This is a genomic window from Dyadobacter sandarakinus (assembly GCF_016894445.1).
GTDB lineage: Bacteria > Bacteroidota > Bacteroidia > Cytophagales > Spirosomataceae > Dyadobacter > Dyadobacter sandarakinus.
Genome location: NZ_CP056775.1, coordinates 954,675 through 971,457, shown reverse-complemented (window position 1 = coordinate 971,457; position 16,783 = coordinate 954,675). Strand labels below are relative to the sequence as shown.

General features: G+C 50.5%; 12 protein-coding genes. 6 read left to right on the top strand and 6 right to left on the bottom strand.

Features of this window, described 5'->3' with window-relative positions:
• The first annotated feature begins 99 nt into the window (after positions 1 to 99).
• Positions 100 to 1,692 (top strand): ribosomal protection-like ABC-F family protein, encoded by a 1,593-nt coding sequence (abc-f, locus tag HWI92_RS03840; RefSeq protein WP_204660864.1) that lies wholly within the window; start codon positions 100 to 102, stop codon positions 1,690 to 1,692.
• 48 nt (positions 1,693 to 1,740) lie between these two features.
• On the opposite strand, the gene HWI92_RS03835 is transcribed toward abc-f, so the two are convergent.
• The gene (locus HWI92_RS03835) at positions 1,741 to 2,292 is read right to left on the bottom strand and encodes an HPP family protein (RefSeq protein WP_204664230.1); all 552 of its coding nucleotides are present in this window, start codon (positions 2,290 to 2,292) and stop codon (positions 1,741 to 1,743) included.
• A 175-nt stretch (positions 2,293 to 2,467) separates the two neighbouring features.
• Between HWI92_RS03835 and HWI92_RS03830 the strand changes: the two genes are divergently transcribed.
• Positions 2,468 to 2,656 carry a DUF3606 domain-containing protein gene (locus HWI92_RS03830; RefSeq protein WP_204660863.1) on the top strand — a complete coding sequence of 63 codons (189 nt, stop codon included), beginning with the start codon at positions 2,468 to 2,470 and terminating at the stop codon, positions 2,654 to 2,656.
• A gap of 71 nt (positions 2,657 to 2,727) precedes the next feature.
• On the opposite strand, the gene HWI92_RS03825 is transcribed toward HWI92_RS03830, so the two are convergent.
• The 5 genes from HWI92_RS03825 to HWI92_RS03805 all read right to left on the bottom strand — a co-directional run bounded on the left by HWI92_RS03825 (position 2,728) and on the right by HWI92_RS03805 (position 8,661).
• Positions 2,728 to 3,480: an OBAP family protein gene (locus HWI92_RS03825; protein ID WP_204660862.1), complete on the bottom strand. Its 753-nt coding sequence runs from the start codon at positions 3,478 to 3,480 to the stop codon at positions 2,728 to 2,730.
• A gap of 18 nt (positions 3,481 to 3,498) precedes the next feature.
• Positions 3,499 to 5,676 (bottom strand): glycogen debranching protein GlgX, encoded by a 2,178-nt coding sequence (gene glgX / locus HWI92_RS03820; protein WP_204660861.1) that lies wholly within the window; start codon positions 5,674 to 5,676, stop codon positions 3,499 to 3,501.
• A gap of 70 nt (positions 5,677 to 5,746) precedes the next feature.
• The gene (locus HWI92_RS03815) at positions 5,747 to 6,412 is read right to left on the bottom strand and encodes a DsbA family oxidoreductase (protein ID WP_204660860.1); all 666 of its coding nucleotides are present in this window, start codon (positions 6,410 to 6,412) and stop codon (positions 5,747 to 5,749) included.
• A 601-nt stretch (positions 6,413 to 7,013) separates the two neighbouring features.
• A complete protein-coding gene (locus HWI92_RS03810; RefSeq protein WP_204660859.1) occupies positions 7,014 to 7,496 on the bottom strand; it encodes a hypothetical protein in 483 nt (160 codons plus the stop codon).
• A 7-nt stretch (positions 7,497 to 7,503) separates the two neighbouring features.
• On the bottom strand, positions 7,504 to 8,661 hold the full coding sequence (locus HWI92_RS03805) for a zinc-dependent alcohol dehydrogenase (protein WP_204660858.1): 1,158 nt from the start codon (positions 8,659 to 8,661) through the stop codon (positions 7,504 to 7,506).
• Between the two features lie 169 nt (positions 8,662 to 8,830).
• Here HWI92_RS03805 and HWI92_RS03800 point away from each other — a divergent pair, with 169 nt between their 5' ends.
• The 4 genes from HWI92_RS03800 to HWI92_RS03785 all read left to right on the top strand — a co-directional run bounded on the left by HWI92_RS03800 (position 8,831) and on the right by HWI92_RS03785 (position 16,639).
• Positions 8,831 to 10,420, top strand: coding sequence for an FAD-dependent oxidoreductase (locus HWI92_RS03800; protein ID WP_204660857.1), 1,590 nt, complete (start codon positions 8,831 to 8,833; stop codon positions 10,418 to 10,420).
• 472 nt (positions 10,421 to 10,892) lie between these two features.
• Positions 10,893 to 11,975, top strand: a complete 1,083-nt coding sequence (locus tag HWI92_RS03795; protein WP_204660856.1) for an efflux RND transporter periplasmic adaptor subunit — start codon at positions 10,893 to 10,895, stop codon at positions 11,973 to 11,975.
• Between the two features lie 28 nt (positions 11,976 to 12,003).
• Positions 12,004 to 15,210 carry an efflux RND transporter permease subunit gene (locus HWI92_RS03790; protein ID WP_204660855.1) on the top strand — a complete coding sequence of 1,069 codons (3,207 nt, stop codon included), beginning with the start codon at positions 12,004 to 12,006 and terminating at the stop codon, positions 15,208 to 15,210.
• The gene (locus HWI92_RS03785; protein ID WP_204660854.1) at positions 15,200 to 16,639 is read left to right on the top strand and encodes a TolC family protein; all 1,440 of its coding nucleotides are present in this window, start codon (positions 15,200 to 15,202) and stop codon (positions 16,637 to 16,639) included. The genes HWI92_RS03790 and HWI92_RS03785 overlap by 11 nt, the downstream gene beginning before the upstream one ends.
• The last annotated feature ends 144 nt before the right edge of the window (positions 16,640 to 16,783 follow it).

The following is a 16,783-nucleotide window of genomic DNA, read 5'->3' as shown; positions in this document are numbered from 1 at the left end:
AAATCACTCAATTCGGTGTAAGAGCATCATTTTCTTTTGGCATAAAAAAGGCCTGTCGCATTGCGTCAGGCTGATTTTCTCATCCTCAAAGAACAACTGATGCTTACTTTGCACAACCTCACATACCTGCACCCCAACCGGGAGCTGCTGCTGGACGACCTTTATCTCACGGTCAACAAACACGAAAAAATCGCACTGGTCGGTAACAATGGCTCAGGCAAGTCAACCCTGCTGAGGATCATAGCCGGCGAGCTGCAACCTGCTGCCGGACAGGTAAAAACCGGATCCCTGCCCTACCTGGTACCCCAGATCTTTGGCCAGTACAATCACCTCACCATAGCCGGTGCCCTGCGGGTAGACCGCCGGCTGCATGCATTGCAGGAGATCCTGACCGGCAACGTAAGCGAAGAAAACCTGGCCCTGCTGAACGACGACTGGACGATTGAAGAGCGCATTGACCAGGCACTGCACCACTGGCAGCTGCCGGATCTTGATCTGTCACAAAAGTTAGGTACCCTCAGCGGCGGACAAAAAACGAAAGTTTTCCTGGCGGGAATAACCATTCACCAGCCTGAGCTGATCCTGCTCGACGAGCCGAGCAACCACCTGGATAGTGCCGGCAGGCAGCTGCTGTATGATTTTATCAAAAACACGGGTAAAACACTGGTGGTCGTAAGCCATGACCGGCAGCTTCTCCAACTCGTGAATTTGGTTTGTGAGCTGGACAAGGGCGGGATCTCGGTATACGGCGGCAACTACGATTTTTATCTGCAACAGAAAGAATCCGAACGCGAGGCATTGAACCGGGACATACAAAACCGGGAGAAAGCCTTGCGGAAAGCGGAAGAAAAAGAGCGTGAAACTTCCGAGCGCCAGCAGAAGCTCGATGCACGCGGCAGAAAGAAACAGGAAAAGGCAGGCGTCGCCCGCATTATGATCAACACGCTCCGGAACAATGCCGAAAACAGCACATCCAGGCTCAAAAGCGTGGATACCGAAAAGATTGAGGGTATTTCACAAGAGCTGAACGAGCTCCGCTCAGCCCGGCCCGATCTTGACCGTATGAAGTTCGGGTTTGACCATGCTGCCCTGCATAAAGGAAAGGTACTGTTTGCCGCCACGGAAGTAAATGCTGGCTACGGAGCACCATTATGGAAAGAAAACCTGACTTTTCAGATCACAAGCGGTGAACGTATCGCGATCCGGGGAACGAACGGATCGGGTAAGACGACGCTGCTCCGGATTATCCTGGGTACCGCCGAACCACTTACCGGAACGGTTTTCAGGGCAGAAAGCAGGACGGTGTACATTGACCAGGATTACTCCCTCATAAATCCCTGTCTAAATGTGTATGCACAGGCACAGCACGTTAATACGTCGGCATTGCAAGAGCATGAGGTGAAGGTCAGGCTGAGCCGGTTTTTGTTTACAAAAGATGACTGGGACAAACCGTGCCACGCACTCAGCGGGGGCGAAAAGATGCGGCTTGCGCTATGTTGCCTGACCATCAGCAGCGAGGCTCCGGACATGATCGTACTGGACGAGCCCACCAACAATCTTGACCTGCAGAACATTGAAATCCTGACAGCGGCTATTCATGAATACCGCGGCACGCTGCTGGTCGTATCCCATGACGAAGTGTTCCTGCGGCAAGTGGAAGCAGACCGGATCCTATCCTTGTCGCCAAGGTGATAAACCCGGAATCGGTGTGCTGATTTAATCCGGAAAACAAGCGGCCGCTCAGCGGTACCGGCGCTGCCAGACTTTAAACCAGTTTTTGTTTTTAGGGTAGTGCCGGTGGGCTGCGCGGTTGTTGACCAGTATTGCAACGATCAGCAGGATCAGTGCACCGGTAAGTACCGGGCTGAGCACGTACAGAAACCCCAGACTCTTGATTTTTTCGGAACCAATGTTGGCAATGAGCGCGGTGGCCCCACCGGGCGGGTGTAAAGTCTTGGTCATTTGCATGGCCACAATGGAGAGCGACACGGCAAAAGCGGATGAAAGCCATACTTCGCCGGGCACAAGCCAATGCACCAGCACTCCGATGAAAGCAGAAAAAACATGACCCCCAAGCAGGTTGCGGGGCTGCGCCAGCGGACTGTTCGGAATTCCGTAGATCAGTACCGAAGAGGCGCCGAAAGAACCGATCAGGAAAACATTGTCCGTTTCGGTGAACTGAAAATCATTGAGCAGGCCAATCAAACCGATGCCTGCAAATGAGCCGAGGAATGTCCACAAATGGTCCCGGAAATCAACAAGCGTTTCTTTGTATACCACATACCGCGCCATGCGGATATGCTTTCTGAATCTTTTTCTCAAAACCTGGGCAGCTATTGGATGCGCAAATTTACCGAATAAATGCTCGTGTGATTCAGTAAAGGTGCTGGTTTTGGTTCGCTGCAAATGCAAGCATGGTTTTTGTGTAAAAACACGCCAATATTCAAAACCATCAACATAAACGCACATGGCAGACGACAAAACCAAGAGAGACTTCCGCGACAGAAACCGGGTCTCCGCAGACGAGGACTATGAGCTCAGCTATCTTGCTGACAAGATGGGCGTAGACAAAGATGCCGTACGCGCCGCCATCAATGCAGTAGGAAACGACAGGCACAAGCTGGAAAGCTACATTCAGGAACAACGTCCGGCCTGACTATCCAGAAAAGCCTGATACCGGAGCTAATGCATCCGGTATCAGGCTTTTTTCTTTTGTAAAAACAAATGTTAATGCTTGTGCAGCGCAGAATCGGGCTTGCTGGAAATCACGAGCTGGCGCACCTGGCCTTTTTCCCAGGCATTGGCAAGCGGGTCTACCTGCGGCATCGGTATGTCGGCGCGGTTCTCCCTTTTCTTTGCGGTGGATACGCCGAAACGTTTGTCGCGCTGGTCGAGCAGCGGCTTTTTGAGCTGACCTTCTTTTGTAAATCCCATCATGATCATCGGCGCGCCCACGGGCAGGCTGCGCTCCTGGTCGGTATGCCAGGTATGGATCGTTTTACCATACGTCGATACCAGCTTTTCCATGAGCTCGTGCTCAGCCACTTCGGGTATGCCCGGCGCAATCAGACTACCTGATTTCACCTCGTGATGATGGCTGTGCCAAAGCAGCTTTTCACGGGGATCCAGCTGTTTGAACAACTTTTCCGTAATGATATACTCTACACCCATCAGCTTTGCATCGGCGGCATTACCGTCAAAAATAATGGCCTGGTACATATCCTCATTCAGCTGGCTGACGTAGTGATGCGCCTCCATCTGGGAGTTGATGTTTCCATTATAAAAGTGAAATCCATCCAGGTAAGCGTTGAAGCTTTTGAGGGGTGTTTTATCCTGCATGAGCTTGGCCCCTGCTTCCAGCACCTTGTCCTTTGCCGGCTTCTCGTCGCCGGGAGCCTGTACGTTGGAGCCGGTATTTTCACCCCCGCACCCGGCCAGTGTACACGCAGCAAATATCAGCAGCAAACTATTTCTGAACATAAACCTGTTTTTTTGAGGTCAACAATGGGGATTCAAAGCACATTTCAGCACCAGTACGGATCGCGCCTCCACTGACAGTGGCTCACCCGGCCTGATCTGCTCATCCTTTTCGCCAATGAAACCTTCACTGGTGCTGATCACAATGTGCCACCCGGTACCGCATTCTTCGGCCGGCAGCATGAAGTCGGCAGGCTCGTCGGTTGCATTAAATGCAATATAAAAATGATCATCCACAAGCCGCTCTCCGCGCATGTTTACACACCGGATACCTCTGCCGTTGAGGAACACTCCGAAAGCTTCTGCCACGGAATCCTCCCATCCATCTTCGGGAATCTGTCTGCCGCCGGGCTCAAACCACATGATGTCCTTGATTTCCGATCCGGTTACGGGCAGGTCCTGAAACCATCGCCGCCGCTGAAATGAGGGATGTTTTTTACAGAAATGGATCAGCTCGCGGGTAAAATCCAACAGCGAATGATCGACTTTATCCCAGTTAAGCCACGATATTTCATTGTCCTGGCAGTATGCATTGTTATTGCCGTGCTGCGTACGTCCCCATTCATCACCGGCTACGATCATGGGCACGCCCTGCGACAGCATGAGGGTCACAAAGAAATTCCGCTTTAACTTATTACGCAGTGCATTGATGTCCGGGTCGTCCGTCGGGCCTTCGACACCGCAGTTCCAGGAATGGTTGTTATTTTCACCATCCTTGTTATCCTCTCCGTTGGCCTCATTGTGTTTTTCCTCATAGCTCACCAGGTCGTGCAGCGTATAGCCGTCATGGGCAGTCAGGAAGTTGATACTGGCCGTCGGACGCCGGTAGGTATTGTGATAAAGATCAGGACTGCCTGTAAAACGTTGTGCAAATTCTGTCATCAGCGTTTCGCCTGCAAGCCAGAAATTCCGCACCTGGTCGCGGTACATGCCATTCCACTCGCCCCAACCTACCGGAAACTTGCCCACCATGTAACCTTCTTCCCCAATGTCCCAGGGCTCGGCAATGAGCTTTACCTGTGAAATAACCGGATCCTGGTGTATAATGTTGAAGAATGAGCTCAGGTTATCCGTATCGTGCAGCGTGCGGGCGAGCGCGGCCGCAAGGTCAAACCGGAAGCCGTCCACATGCATTTCCGTGATCCAGTACCGGAGGCTGTCCATGATCAAAGCCAGCACATTCGGCAGTTGCACATTCAGCGTATTTCCCGTACCGGTGTAATCCATATAATAGCGCTGGTTCTCCTCGGTCAGGCGGTAGTACGATGCATTGTCAAATCCTTTGAAGCTCAGGGTCGGGCCCATATGATTTCCTTCCGCAGTGTGGTTGTACACCACGTCAAGAATAACCTCAATCCCGGCTTTGTGAAACTCCCGCACCATCGTTTTAAACTCCCTCACCTGCTCACCAGGCTGGTGGCACCGGCAATACCGGGGGTCGGGTGCGAAAAATCCGAGTGTGTTGTAGCCCCAGTAATTGGTCAGGCCTTTTTCTCCCAGGTACCGGTCGGCCACAAACTGGTGTACGGGCAGCAGCTCGATGGCCGTAATACCCAGTTTTTGCAGGTAATCAATCACCGCAGGGTGAGCCAGGCCTGCATATGTGCCGCGAAGTTCCTCAGGCACGTGCTCAAATAGCTGGGTAAAACCTTTTACATGCGTCTCATAGATAACGGTTTCGTGGTAAGGCCTGTCAATTTTGCAATCATTTTCCCAGTCAAAATCTTCGTTGATCACGACTGACTTGGGCATAAAAGGCGCACTGTCGGCCGCACTGAAACTAAGATCCTCATCGTCGCTCCCCACCTGGTAGCCAAACAAGGCATCATCCCATTTGAGGGTACCGCTCAGGGCACGTGCATAAGGGTCAACCAATAATTTGGACGGGTTGAAGCGGTGCCCGTTTTCCGGTTCATAGGGGCCATGTACCCGGTAACCGTAAAGCTGACCGGGTTCAAGATCCGGCACATACACGTGCCATATATGGTGTGTTACTTCTTCAATCCTGATTCTGGCGTATTCTTCGTCTGTATCGTCAAACAGGCAAAGTTCGATACTATCTGCATTCTCCGAGAATACTGCAAAATTTACTCCTTTTCCATCCCAATGGGCACCCAGTGGGTAAGGTTTACCCGGGAAAGCCTCAAGTTGGCCCGGCTCATTGAACTCACTTACTTCATTTTCTACGTGCGGATCCATACAAGTACTTTTATGCTGAATAATAGCGGGCGCCCTGGTAATTTTCATGCCACGGGCCTGCGGGCGGCAGCTACCCTACGGACAGTACCTGGCGTAATGCCCCAACCAGCGTTTCAAATGGTCTGAAACCTGTAATCATCAACCCTTTGCCGTTCAGTGTGAAGGTAAATGTGGGGAAGCGCTGGATGCCGTTACTGCGTACTTTGCGGATATCGTCCTTGAAAGCCAGGCGACTTTCCCGTCCATTGAAGTCGGCTCCGAACCGGTGCATATCCAGCAGGCCCGGATTGGCGGCACTGGTCTGGCGGGCAACATCAAATAAAACCGAAGTACTCGAAATATTAAGTCCCTGCACCATTGCAGCTTCCCGCAGGTTGGAAAGGTACTTTTCAGCTGCCAGGTGCGACTGCAAACCGGCAGTTTTTACGGCAAGACAGGCCGGGTAGGAAGAAGAAGGCGGATCTTCAGCCCAGAGTTTTTCATTCAGCGAAATGCCTTGTTCCTGCTGCACCTGCGCCCAGAGCGCACCCATTTCGGTAGGATTGCTGATCGGGTTGGCCGGATCATTGAACTGCTTCCAGTCCTGGATCATGCCGGCAAGACAGTACTGGTAGGAAATTCTCGCTTCGTAGGTCTGGATAAACTGCTGCCAGCTTTTTTCCATAGCCCAGCTCCAGCAACAGAGCGGGTCTGTGTAATAAACGATTCTTGCTCGTTGTGAACTTCTGTTCGCCATATTAAAGTATTGTGGATGAACGACCGCCGGTTGTCGCTTGCTGGATATTACATGCTGAACATCCTGCCGGCGCATCGTTTTTTCGCCGCGTTTTGAACAAATAACTGTTCCATACAGAACCGGCGAAATGCCCGAAATCCTGCGGCGTACAGGATGTACCGGGCTCGTTACCGTAAGTCGAACGCAGGTAAGTATACGCACGTCGACGTATTTTATCTTACAACAACCTGGGTTACAGAAAAAAACCAGCTACTCATCCACCAACAAAATGGTGGTATGCCGGGCTGTAAACGAATAATCAATAGTGAAGATGTAACTGCAAAGAAACCTGTGAACACATTAGATAATGCCCGGCTTAGCCGTGCCACGAGCTATTTGTAGAATGATGGCGCCGGTATATTCCCCAGCGATTGTGGAACGGCGGCCACAAACAGGTACTTTGCCCGGGCTTTTTACCCTGGAACGATTCTTACAATGCGTGACGCCATTTTTTTGGGTACCGGCTTCACATCAATGTCGTTGTGAAGCCGGTGTTGTTGTATGCATAGAGGACTTTAACCGCCTCTTTTGTACTTACACGGCATTATGCCGTTTTCGGATCTTAATTGTTCTTTCTGATCAATGCGGTTACTACCAGTACCAGGGCAAGACCCACAGCTGCTTTCCTGGCTACACCTGCCGGATTGTGTTTCAGCTCCGACTTCCCTCCCAGCTCAGCAAATACATTTGGAACATGGCCTTTGCGGAAATCGTCAGCCACACCTTCAAACATATTGATACGGTCGGCGGCAAGGAGCAGGAGCCAGTGTGCCACGTGCGATTCACTGTACTTGAATGCATACCTGCGTATAGCGCCGCTCAGGCCGGAAGGCGGGTTGGGAGTACCAAATACGGCCGTCAGGTTGGGCCGCTCATTGGAATGCAGCACCTCCACCGTGGCAGGCTGTTGCGACGGACGTTCCCAGATCATGCCTTTGTTGTCGTTCTCTGTCCGCTTTTTCATCGGATATGCTGGTACGTCAAGCGGATCTGCATCGATGCCCCAGCCATTGATATGGTCGAAATTACCTTGTGTCCTTTTCATATTTGATCTATTTTCTTGCCGATGGCGGTATCAGGATTGGTTTGATGCAATTGTCGAGCTTGGCTGAAAAAATATGGTAAGCATCAGCTACTTCTTCCAGCGGTACCCGGTGCGTGATAATTTCGCGGGGAACGATGCGGCCTGCGCGTACATGCTCCACAAGGCGCGGCAGCAGGCGCTTCACCGAAGCCTGGTTTGCACGGAGCGTAATACCCTTATTTACCACATTCCCGATCGGAATCAGATTGGCGGTAGGCCCATAGACGCCCACGATTGATACTACGCCGCCTTTTTTCACAGCATTGATCGCCCAGTGAAGTGCTGTGGCAGAGCCTGCCTGCAGCATGAGCTTCCGACCGGTTATTGTTTGCACGGCGCTGCCGGCTGCCTCGCATCCGACGGCATCAATGCATACATCCGCACCGATCCAGTCTGTTGTTTTTTTGATAAACAGTACAGGATCTTCCAGCGACCTGAAATTATAGGCTTCGCACTGGGCGTACCTTTTTACAAATTCAAGACGGTACTCGATATGATCTATCACGATTACCCTTCCTGCCCCGAAGAGCCAGGCAGACTTGGCCGCCATAATCCCGACAGGTCCTGCACCAAAAACCACTACCGTATCACCCGGCTTGATAGCAGCCATTTCGGCCGCCTGGTAACCCGTAGGCACAACATCGGTGAGGAGCACGGCGTCGTCATGGTCCATGTCGTCAGGAATGACCATCGGTCCTACATTGGCATAGGGCACGCGCACATACTCAGCCTGTCCGCCATCGAAGCCGCCGGCGGTATGCGAGTATCCAAAAATGCCGCCCACTGCAGTTGCCTGGGGATTGGATTCGTGGCAGTTTCCAAAAAGGCCCTGCTCGCAGAACACACATTTTCCGCAAGCTACATTAAAGGGAACAATGACATTATCACCGACTTTGATGTTGGTTACCTCTGCACCAACTTCTTCCACAACGCCTATGAACTCGTGCCCGAAAGTGGTACCTACCCTGGTATCCGGAACCAGGCCATGGTACAGGTGAAGGTCAGATCCGCAAATACAGGAGCGGGTAACACGCACTATCGCGTCACCCGGATGCTCGATCCGGGGCATTGGCTTATCCCGGTCGACCCGGACCCGGTAGGGTCCGCGGTAATTCATTGCAATCATAATGCAGTAGTTTGGTTGATGATGGTTAATGGTACGCAGCAAACACAAAAAGCATTCCAACCAAGCCCGGATCAGGAACCTGGTAGTCTGTATCCTGATAGTCACCTGCTAACCCGTCAATCTGGTATGATATTTTGCAAATCACAGCCAAAAAATCTCATCAACAACCATGAACCAGGAAAACCGACCAGAAACTGACAAGAACCTTCCCAGGCGCGACGGCCGAAACGAGAGTTTGTGGCAGCAAAGTGCAGGCACAGACCTTCACACCACCCAGCAGCCCGAAACCGATACATGCGATGTACTGGTAGTAGGTGCCGGAATTACAGGACTTACTGCTGCCCTCCTGATGCAGCGTGAGGGTAAAAAGTGCATTGTATGTGACGCATTCCAGGCCGGATACGGCACCACGGGCGGTACAACTGCACACATTAATACTTTTGCCGATACCACTTATGCCGAAGTTGAACAAAAGTTCAGTGAGGAAGCCTCCCGGCAATTTGCAGAAGCCATCGCCAGGTCAGTCGGCACGATTCACAACCTGGTGACTACCTACTCCATCGACTGCGATTTTGAATGGAAGGACGGGTACGTGTATGCTGAGGATGAGCAGGAAACCAAAGAACTGCAGGATTTGTACGAGAGTGCACTCCGTGCCGGCGTAGAAACGGAGCAGGTAGCGGATGCACCGGCTCCACTACCCTACCAGGCGGCCGTCAGGTTCCCTAAACAGGCGCAGTTTCACCCACTGAAATATATCCGGGGTTTACAGAAGGAATTCTTGTCCCTGGGCGGCCGTGTAATTGAAAATACACTGATCGACTCGGTTGAAAAGGATGGGGAGTACCTCATCGCCAAATCGGGCGAGCGAGAAATCAAAACAAAGGCTGTTGTATATGCCACCCACATTCCGCCTGGCGGCATTAACGTGCTTCACATGAGAAATGCCCCGTACCGCAGCTATGTGATCGCGGCAACCCTTAAAGAAGACGTTTATCCGGAAGGCCTGATCTATGACAGCCAGGATCCCTATCACTACTTCCGGACCCACGTCATTGATGGTCAGAAATACCTGATTTCAGGCGGGCACGACCACAAAACAGGCCATGGAGATCCAGAGCAATCCTTCGCAGACCTGATTGCGTATACTTCCAAATGTTATCCGGTAGACCAGGTAACCACCCAGTGGTCGTCGCAATACTATGTGCCCTCGGACGGACTTCCGTACATCGGCCACCTGCCGGGTACTTCGGACGGGATTTATGCGGCAACGGGCTACAATGGTAATGGAATGATACTCGGAACGGTAGCGGCCATGGTCATGAGCGACCTCGTGGTGAAAGGCAGCAGCCCCTACGAAAAACTGTTTAACCCTGCGCGGGTGAAGCCGATGGGCGCATTTACGGAGTTTATCAAGGAGAATGCGGATGTAGCCGGGCGATTCATTGCAGACCGGTTTGGGATCGAGGAAATGGAATCTGTGAAGGAGATCCCCGCCGACTCGGGTAAACTCGTCGAGTTTCAGGGACAGAAACTGGCGGTCTACAGGGACAAAACAGGGACTGTGGAAGCACTTAACCCTGTGTGCAAGCATGCAGGCTGTATTGTCAATTGGAACAACTCCGAAAAAACCTGGGATTGTCCGTGCCACGGCGCGCGTTATGACCAAAAAGGGAATGTACTTACAGGTCCGGCGCGTGAAAAGCTCGACAGGGTCGCATTCCCGGACCTAGAAGCAGCCAGCGCACAAAAATCCTGAGGCACGGCCGGGTTCCGGCTAATATACAAACATACAGTAAAAACAGCTGTCGGGTCCTGCGGGACAAGGCAGCTGTTTTTTTTGTTTTTACATACTTATAAAAATACAAAAATAAAATACCTGAGTACCAGACCGGCTTCGGCACAATGCATCGCTGTACAGCTCACATTCATACCACAACAAGCAGAAAACCAGCCCACCACGTAAGGTAAACGACTGACCTGTAATATCTTGACTTCTAACATTAAAACACCGGCAAAAACTCTCAGGTCATTTTAATGCCTTTTTAACTTGCTTTTAACATGCAATTAAGGATTAGTAGCGGTTTTTGTATGTGTTTTATCCAAATCCGGTTCTATGAAAAGTTTAATTTCAAATCCCCTACACCGGCCGTCAAGCCCTCAGTGTTCCTGCACATCCCAGCAAATCAACATTTCAGTAACATCATATCGAAGAAAATAGAATAATCACCATGAGGAAAGTAATCATGCTCATGAGCTTGTGTGCCCTGTTTTTAAACACAAGCTGTGAAAAGAAAGAAGAAAAGAAGGAAGAAGAGACAGACTTCCTGGTCACCAGCCCCTTGCCAAAGGACACGCTGGTCACCAAGGAGTACGTTGCCCAGATCCGCGCCATCAGCCACATCGAATTGAGGGCTTTGGAAAGAGGTTATCTTCAGAAGATTTACGTGGATGAAGGGCAGACTGTTAAAAAGGGGCAAATGATGTTCCAGATCATGCCGATGGTATACCAGGCCGAAGCACAGAAAGCGGAGGCAGAAGCCAATTTTGCAGAAATCGAATTTAAAAATACCAAGTCGCTGGCCGACAGTAATGTGGTTTCGAAAAACGAGCTCGCGCTGGCCAAAGCGAAACTTGACAAAGCCAAAGCAGAGCTGGGATTGGCAAAGGTGCACCTCGGATTCACCGACATTCGTGCTCCGTTTGACGGTATCATGGACCATTTTCAGGTAAGGCTGGGAAGTTTGCTTGATGAAGGCGACTTGCTGACAACCCTCTCGGACAACAGCAAAATGTGGGTTTACTACAATGTTCCTGAGGCGGAATACCTGGATTACAAAACCAAAATCAACAAAGACGGTGGCCTGAAAGTGCAGCTGCTTATGGCGAACAACAAAATGTTCGACCATCCCGGAATTGTTGAAACCATTGAGGCTGACTTCAATAACGAAACGGGTAACATTGCTTTCAGGGCAACATTCCCGAATCCGAGCAGACTTTTGAGACATGGTGAGACGGGTAACATCGTTGTGACGCTGCCCTACAAAAACGCACTGCTCATTCCTCAGAAAGCGACTTTCGAAGTACTTGAAAAGAAATATGTCTTCGTAGTGGATAAAAACAATGTGATCAGGTCGAGAGAGATCAAGATCGCCGCTGAATTACCTCACATTTTTGTCGTGAGCTCTGGTTTGAACAAAGATGATAAAATCCTGCTGGAAGGGTTGCGTCAGGTGAAGGAGAACGAAAAGATACACACCAAGTTCGTAAAGCCTGATTCTGTGATCTCGAATTTAAGTCTGTATGCTGAATAGTCAGGTATTTTAAAAAGCACAAAAAGACATGTTTAATCAATTCATACGAAGACCTGTATTTGCGATTGTGATTTCGATCATGATCGTCTTTATAGGCATCCTGGCGATTGAGAAATTACCGATTTCCCAGTTTCCGGATATCGCCCCGACGACCGTAAACATTTTCATCGCCTACCCGGGTGCGAGTGCCGACGTACTCGTAAAATCCACGCTGATCACGCTGGAACAGGCTATTAACGGGGTGCAGGACATGCGTTATATTGCAACGGATGCAACCAGTGCGGGGGAGGCGACGCTCAGGATCATCTTTGAGCCCGGGACCGACCCCAACGTAGCGGTAATCCGGGTGAAAACGAGGGTGGACCAGGTTATGCCACTTTTGCCGGAACTGGTACAACGTGAGGGGGTAATTATCACGCCGGTACAGCCGAGTATGTTGATGTACGTCAACCTGTACTCGAAGGCCGAGACGATTGATGAAAAATTCCTATTCAACTACGCTACCGTAAAAATGATCCCCGAGCTGCAACGTACCAAAGGTATCGCGCGGGCGCAGATCCTGGGTAGCCGCCGGTACGCCATGCGTCTGTGGCTGAACCCCGAGCGTATGCGTGCTTATAACGTTTCGACCGAGGAAGTTATGAAGGCCGTAGGCGAGCAGAGTATCGTGGGCCGTCCCGGCCGTATCGGACAAAGCTCCGGTATCGCCGCTCAGTCTCTGGAATATGTATTAACCTATAAAGGCCGGTACGATAAGCCGGAAGAGTACGAAGGCATTATTATCCGTGCCAATGCGAATGGTGAAAGTATCCATTTAAGGGATATCGCCAAAGTGGAGCTCGGTAGTGAGTTCTTCGATATCTATTCTAACTTGGACGGACACGCTTCTGCGGCGATCGTTTTACGCCAGAACTATGGTAGTAATGCGAGTGACGTAATTGAAGAAGTGAAACAAAAGCTCGATGTGATGAAGAAAACCTTCCCTCCGGGCGTGGATTACAAAATCAGCTATGACGTATCTCAGTTCCTCGACGCGTCTATTGAACAGGTAATCGACACTTTGCGGGATGCATTCATCCTGGTAGCCCTTGTGGTGTTCATATTCCTGGGCGACTGGCGTTCCACACTGATCCCGATCCTTGCGGTACCGGTATCACTCATCGGTGCATTCTTTGTGATCCAGGGTTTTGGTCTGTCGATTAACCTGATTACGCTTTTTGCACTTGTATTGGCGATCGGTATTGTGGTCGATGATGCGATTGTCGTCGTCGAGGCCGTGCACGCCAAGTTTGAGGAGGAGCCGGGTATCTCACCATTTAATGCGGTGAAAAAAGTATTGGCAGAGATCAGCGGCGCGATCATCGCAATCACTGCGGTCATGGTTTCGGTATTTCTTCCGATCTCCTTCATGTCGGGCCCGGTGGGTACATTCTACCGCCAGTTCTCGATCACGATGGCTAGCTCTATCGTAATCTCGGCCCTTATTGCCTTGACATTGACGCCGGTACTTTGCGCCATGCTGCTGCAAAACCACCACGGACATCCGAAAAAGAAAAATATCCTGACCAAATCACTGGACGCTTTCAACCGGGTATTTGACAGGTTGACCGGACGATATGTAGGCTTGCTGAAAAGAATCGTAAGCCGCCGGGTAGTTACCTGGGGTGTATTGCTGGCCTTCTGCGCGGGTATTGTGTATGTCAACAAAGTGCTTCCCTCAGGCTTTATTCCGAATGAGGATCAGAGTACGATCTATGCGATCATTCAGACCCCTCCGGGATCGACGCTGGAAAAAACCAATGAGGTTTCAAGACGTCTTCAGAAGATTTGCGAAGAAGTGGAAGGAATCGAGTCCGTATCTTCTCTGGCAGGTTACGAGATCATGACCGAGGGTCGTGGTTCGAATGCAGGTACCTGTTTGATCAACCTGAAACCCTGGCACGACCGTAAGGAAAACGTAAAAGAAATCATGGAAGAGCTGGAAGGCAAAACCAGAGGACTTGGAGCGGTCGTTGAATTTTTCGAACCACCAGCTATTCCAGGTTTCGGTACTTCCGGTGGTTTCTCGATGCGTTTGCTGGATAAAAATACGGATACAGACTACGCAGAATTTGATAAGATCAACAAGAAATTCATGGAAGATCTGGCCAAACGTCCTGAACTGACCGGCTTGTTTACCTTCTTCGCTGCCAACTATCCGCAGTATGAATTGCAGATCGACAACCAGCTGGCGATGCAGAAAGGCGTATCGATCGGAAAAGCGATGGACAACCTGAACATCATGATTGGTAGTACTTACGAACAGGGTTTCACAAGATTTAACCAGTTCTTTAAAGTATATGTGCAGTCCGACCCAAGTTTCCGGCGGCTTCCATCCGATCTTCTGAAGCTTTTCGTAAAAAATGATGCAGGTGAAATGGTGCCTTATTCATCTTTCATGAAACTGAAAAAAGGACAGGGACCCAACGAGATCACCCGTTTCAACCTGTATAACTCAGCTGCGATCCAGGGATTGCCTGCCAAAGGGTACACCACGGCTGATGCGATCGCCGCGATCCGCGAGGTAGCTGCCAAAACATTACCTACGGGTTATGACATTGCATTTGAAGGTCTTTCTTATGATGAATCGATCCGCGGAAATGAGTCGCTGGTGGTATTCATGATCGTACTGGCATTCGTTTACTTCGTACTTGCGGCTCAGTATGAAAGCTTTATCATTCCTTTCGCGGTCGTGTTATCACTGCCGGTCGGGGTGTTTGGTTCATTCCTGCTGCTGAAACTGATGGGCCTGGAAAACAACATCTATGCGCAGATTGGTCTGATCATGCTTGTCGGGTTGTTGGGTAAGAATGCGGTATTGATTGTGGAGTTTGCCGTCCAGAAGCGGCACCAGGGAGAGACGATCCTGAATGCGGCTATTGAAGGAGCGAAAGTACGTTTCCGCCCGATCCTGATGACTTCATTTGCCTTTATCGCCGGTTTGATCCCATTGATCAGCGCGACGGGTGCAGGTGCGATCGGTAACCGTACCATCGGTGCTTCGGCACTAGGAGGTATGCTGTTCGGTACCATTTTCGGGGTCATCATCATTCCGGGATTGTACGTCATATTTGGCTCTCTGGCCGACGGCAGAAAAATGATTAAAGGTGAGGACGACGGCTCGTTGTCTGAACAATTTGTTCACGCGGTCGACGCTTTCCCTCAAACGCAAGAAACTCAAAACAATGCGCAATAAAAGAATATTGAAGTATGTCGGGGTAGCATTTGTTGCCCTGACGTACTACGGTTGCAATGCTCCGTCGATGGTGCAGAGAACGCCTAATCCAGCTTTGAATGCAAGCTATAATGCTACCCAGGACACGGACTCAACCAACACAGGCAAAGTAAAATGGAGGGATTATTTTACAGATCCTTACCTGGCCGCCCTGATTGACACTGCATTCAACAACAACCAGGAGTTGAACATTACCCTGCAGGAAATTGCAATTTCGAAAAACGAAATCCGTGCAAGACAAGGGGAATACATGCCATTTGTAGGTCTGCGTGGCGGTGCAGGCGTGGAGAAAGCTGGCCGCTACACGCAGGTGGGTTCCAGTGAGGCTACTACCGAGATCAAGCCGGGCAGAGAAACGCCCGAGCCTCTTCCGGACTTCGGGATCAATCTGGTTGCGCGTTGGGAAGTCGATATCTGGCATAAACTGCGCAATGCGAAAAAGGCAGCAGTTTACCGGTATCTGAGCTCGGTCGAAGGCAGAAATTTTACCATGACCAATTTGGTATCTGAAATCGCGAACTCCTACTATGAACTCCGCGCACTGGATACGCAGCTGAATATTGTAACTCAAAATATTGAGATCCAGAACAATGCGTTGAAAATTGTGAAAATGCAGAAGGAAGCGACACGTGTTACCGAACTGGCAATTCGGCGGTTTGAAGCGCAGGTGCTTAATACCACCAACCGGCAATATGCAATCAGGCAGCAGATTGTGGAAACGGAAAACCGGATCAACTTTCTGCTGGGACGATACCCGCAGCCTGTTTTAAGGGATACTACCAGCCTTGAGAGCCTTGTACCAAATGTAATGCAGGCTGGTATCCCGACCCAGCTGCTGCAGAACCGCCCGGATGTTCGCCAGGCGGAGCAGGAACTGGAGGCGGCAAAACTCGACATTCAGGTGGCAAGAGCTAACTTTTATCCATCGCTGGGCATTTCGGCTGCACTGGGTATACAGGCATTTAATCCAATTTATCTTGGCAATGTCCCCAAGTCAATCATGGGCGCTCTGGTAGGAGACCTTGTAGGGCCGCTGATTAACAAAAATGCAATCCAGGCAACTTATTACAGTGCCAATGCAAGACAAATCCAGGCGGTATACAACTACGAGCGGACTGTATTAAATGCTTACATCGAGGTAGTGAACCAGCTTTCAAATATCAATAACCTGAGCCAGAGCTATGACACCAAGCTCCGTGAGGTACAGGCCCTGAACGAGTCGACCAACATTGCAAACCGGCTTTTCACCTCCGCCCGTGCCGATTATATGGAAGTGCTGCTCACCCAGCGTGAAGCCCTGGAATCGAAATTTGACCTGATAGAAACCAAAATGCAACAGATGAATGCGACGGTGAATATTTACCGCGCATTGGGCGGCGGCTGGAACTGACAGGATTATCTTTCATCAATAAATGCTGAAAAGCTTTCCCCAATGCGCGGGAAGGCTTTTTTGTTTTGTATAAGCCGGGCTTCCCTGTTCGTATAGTGGTATGGATTTTTTTATCCGCGCTACAAACGAACAAAAAACTCCAAA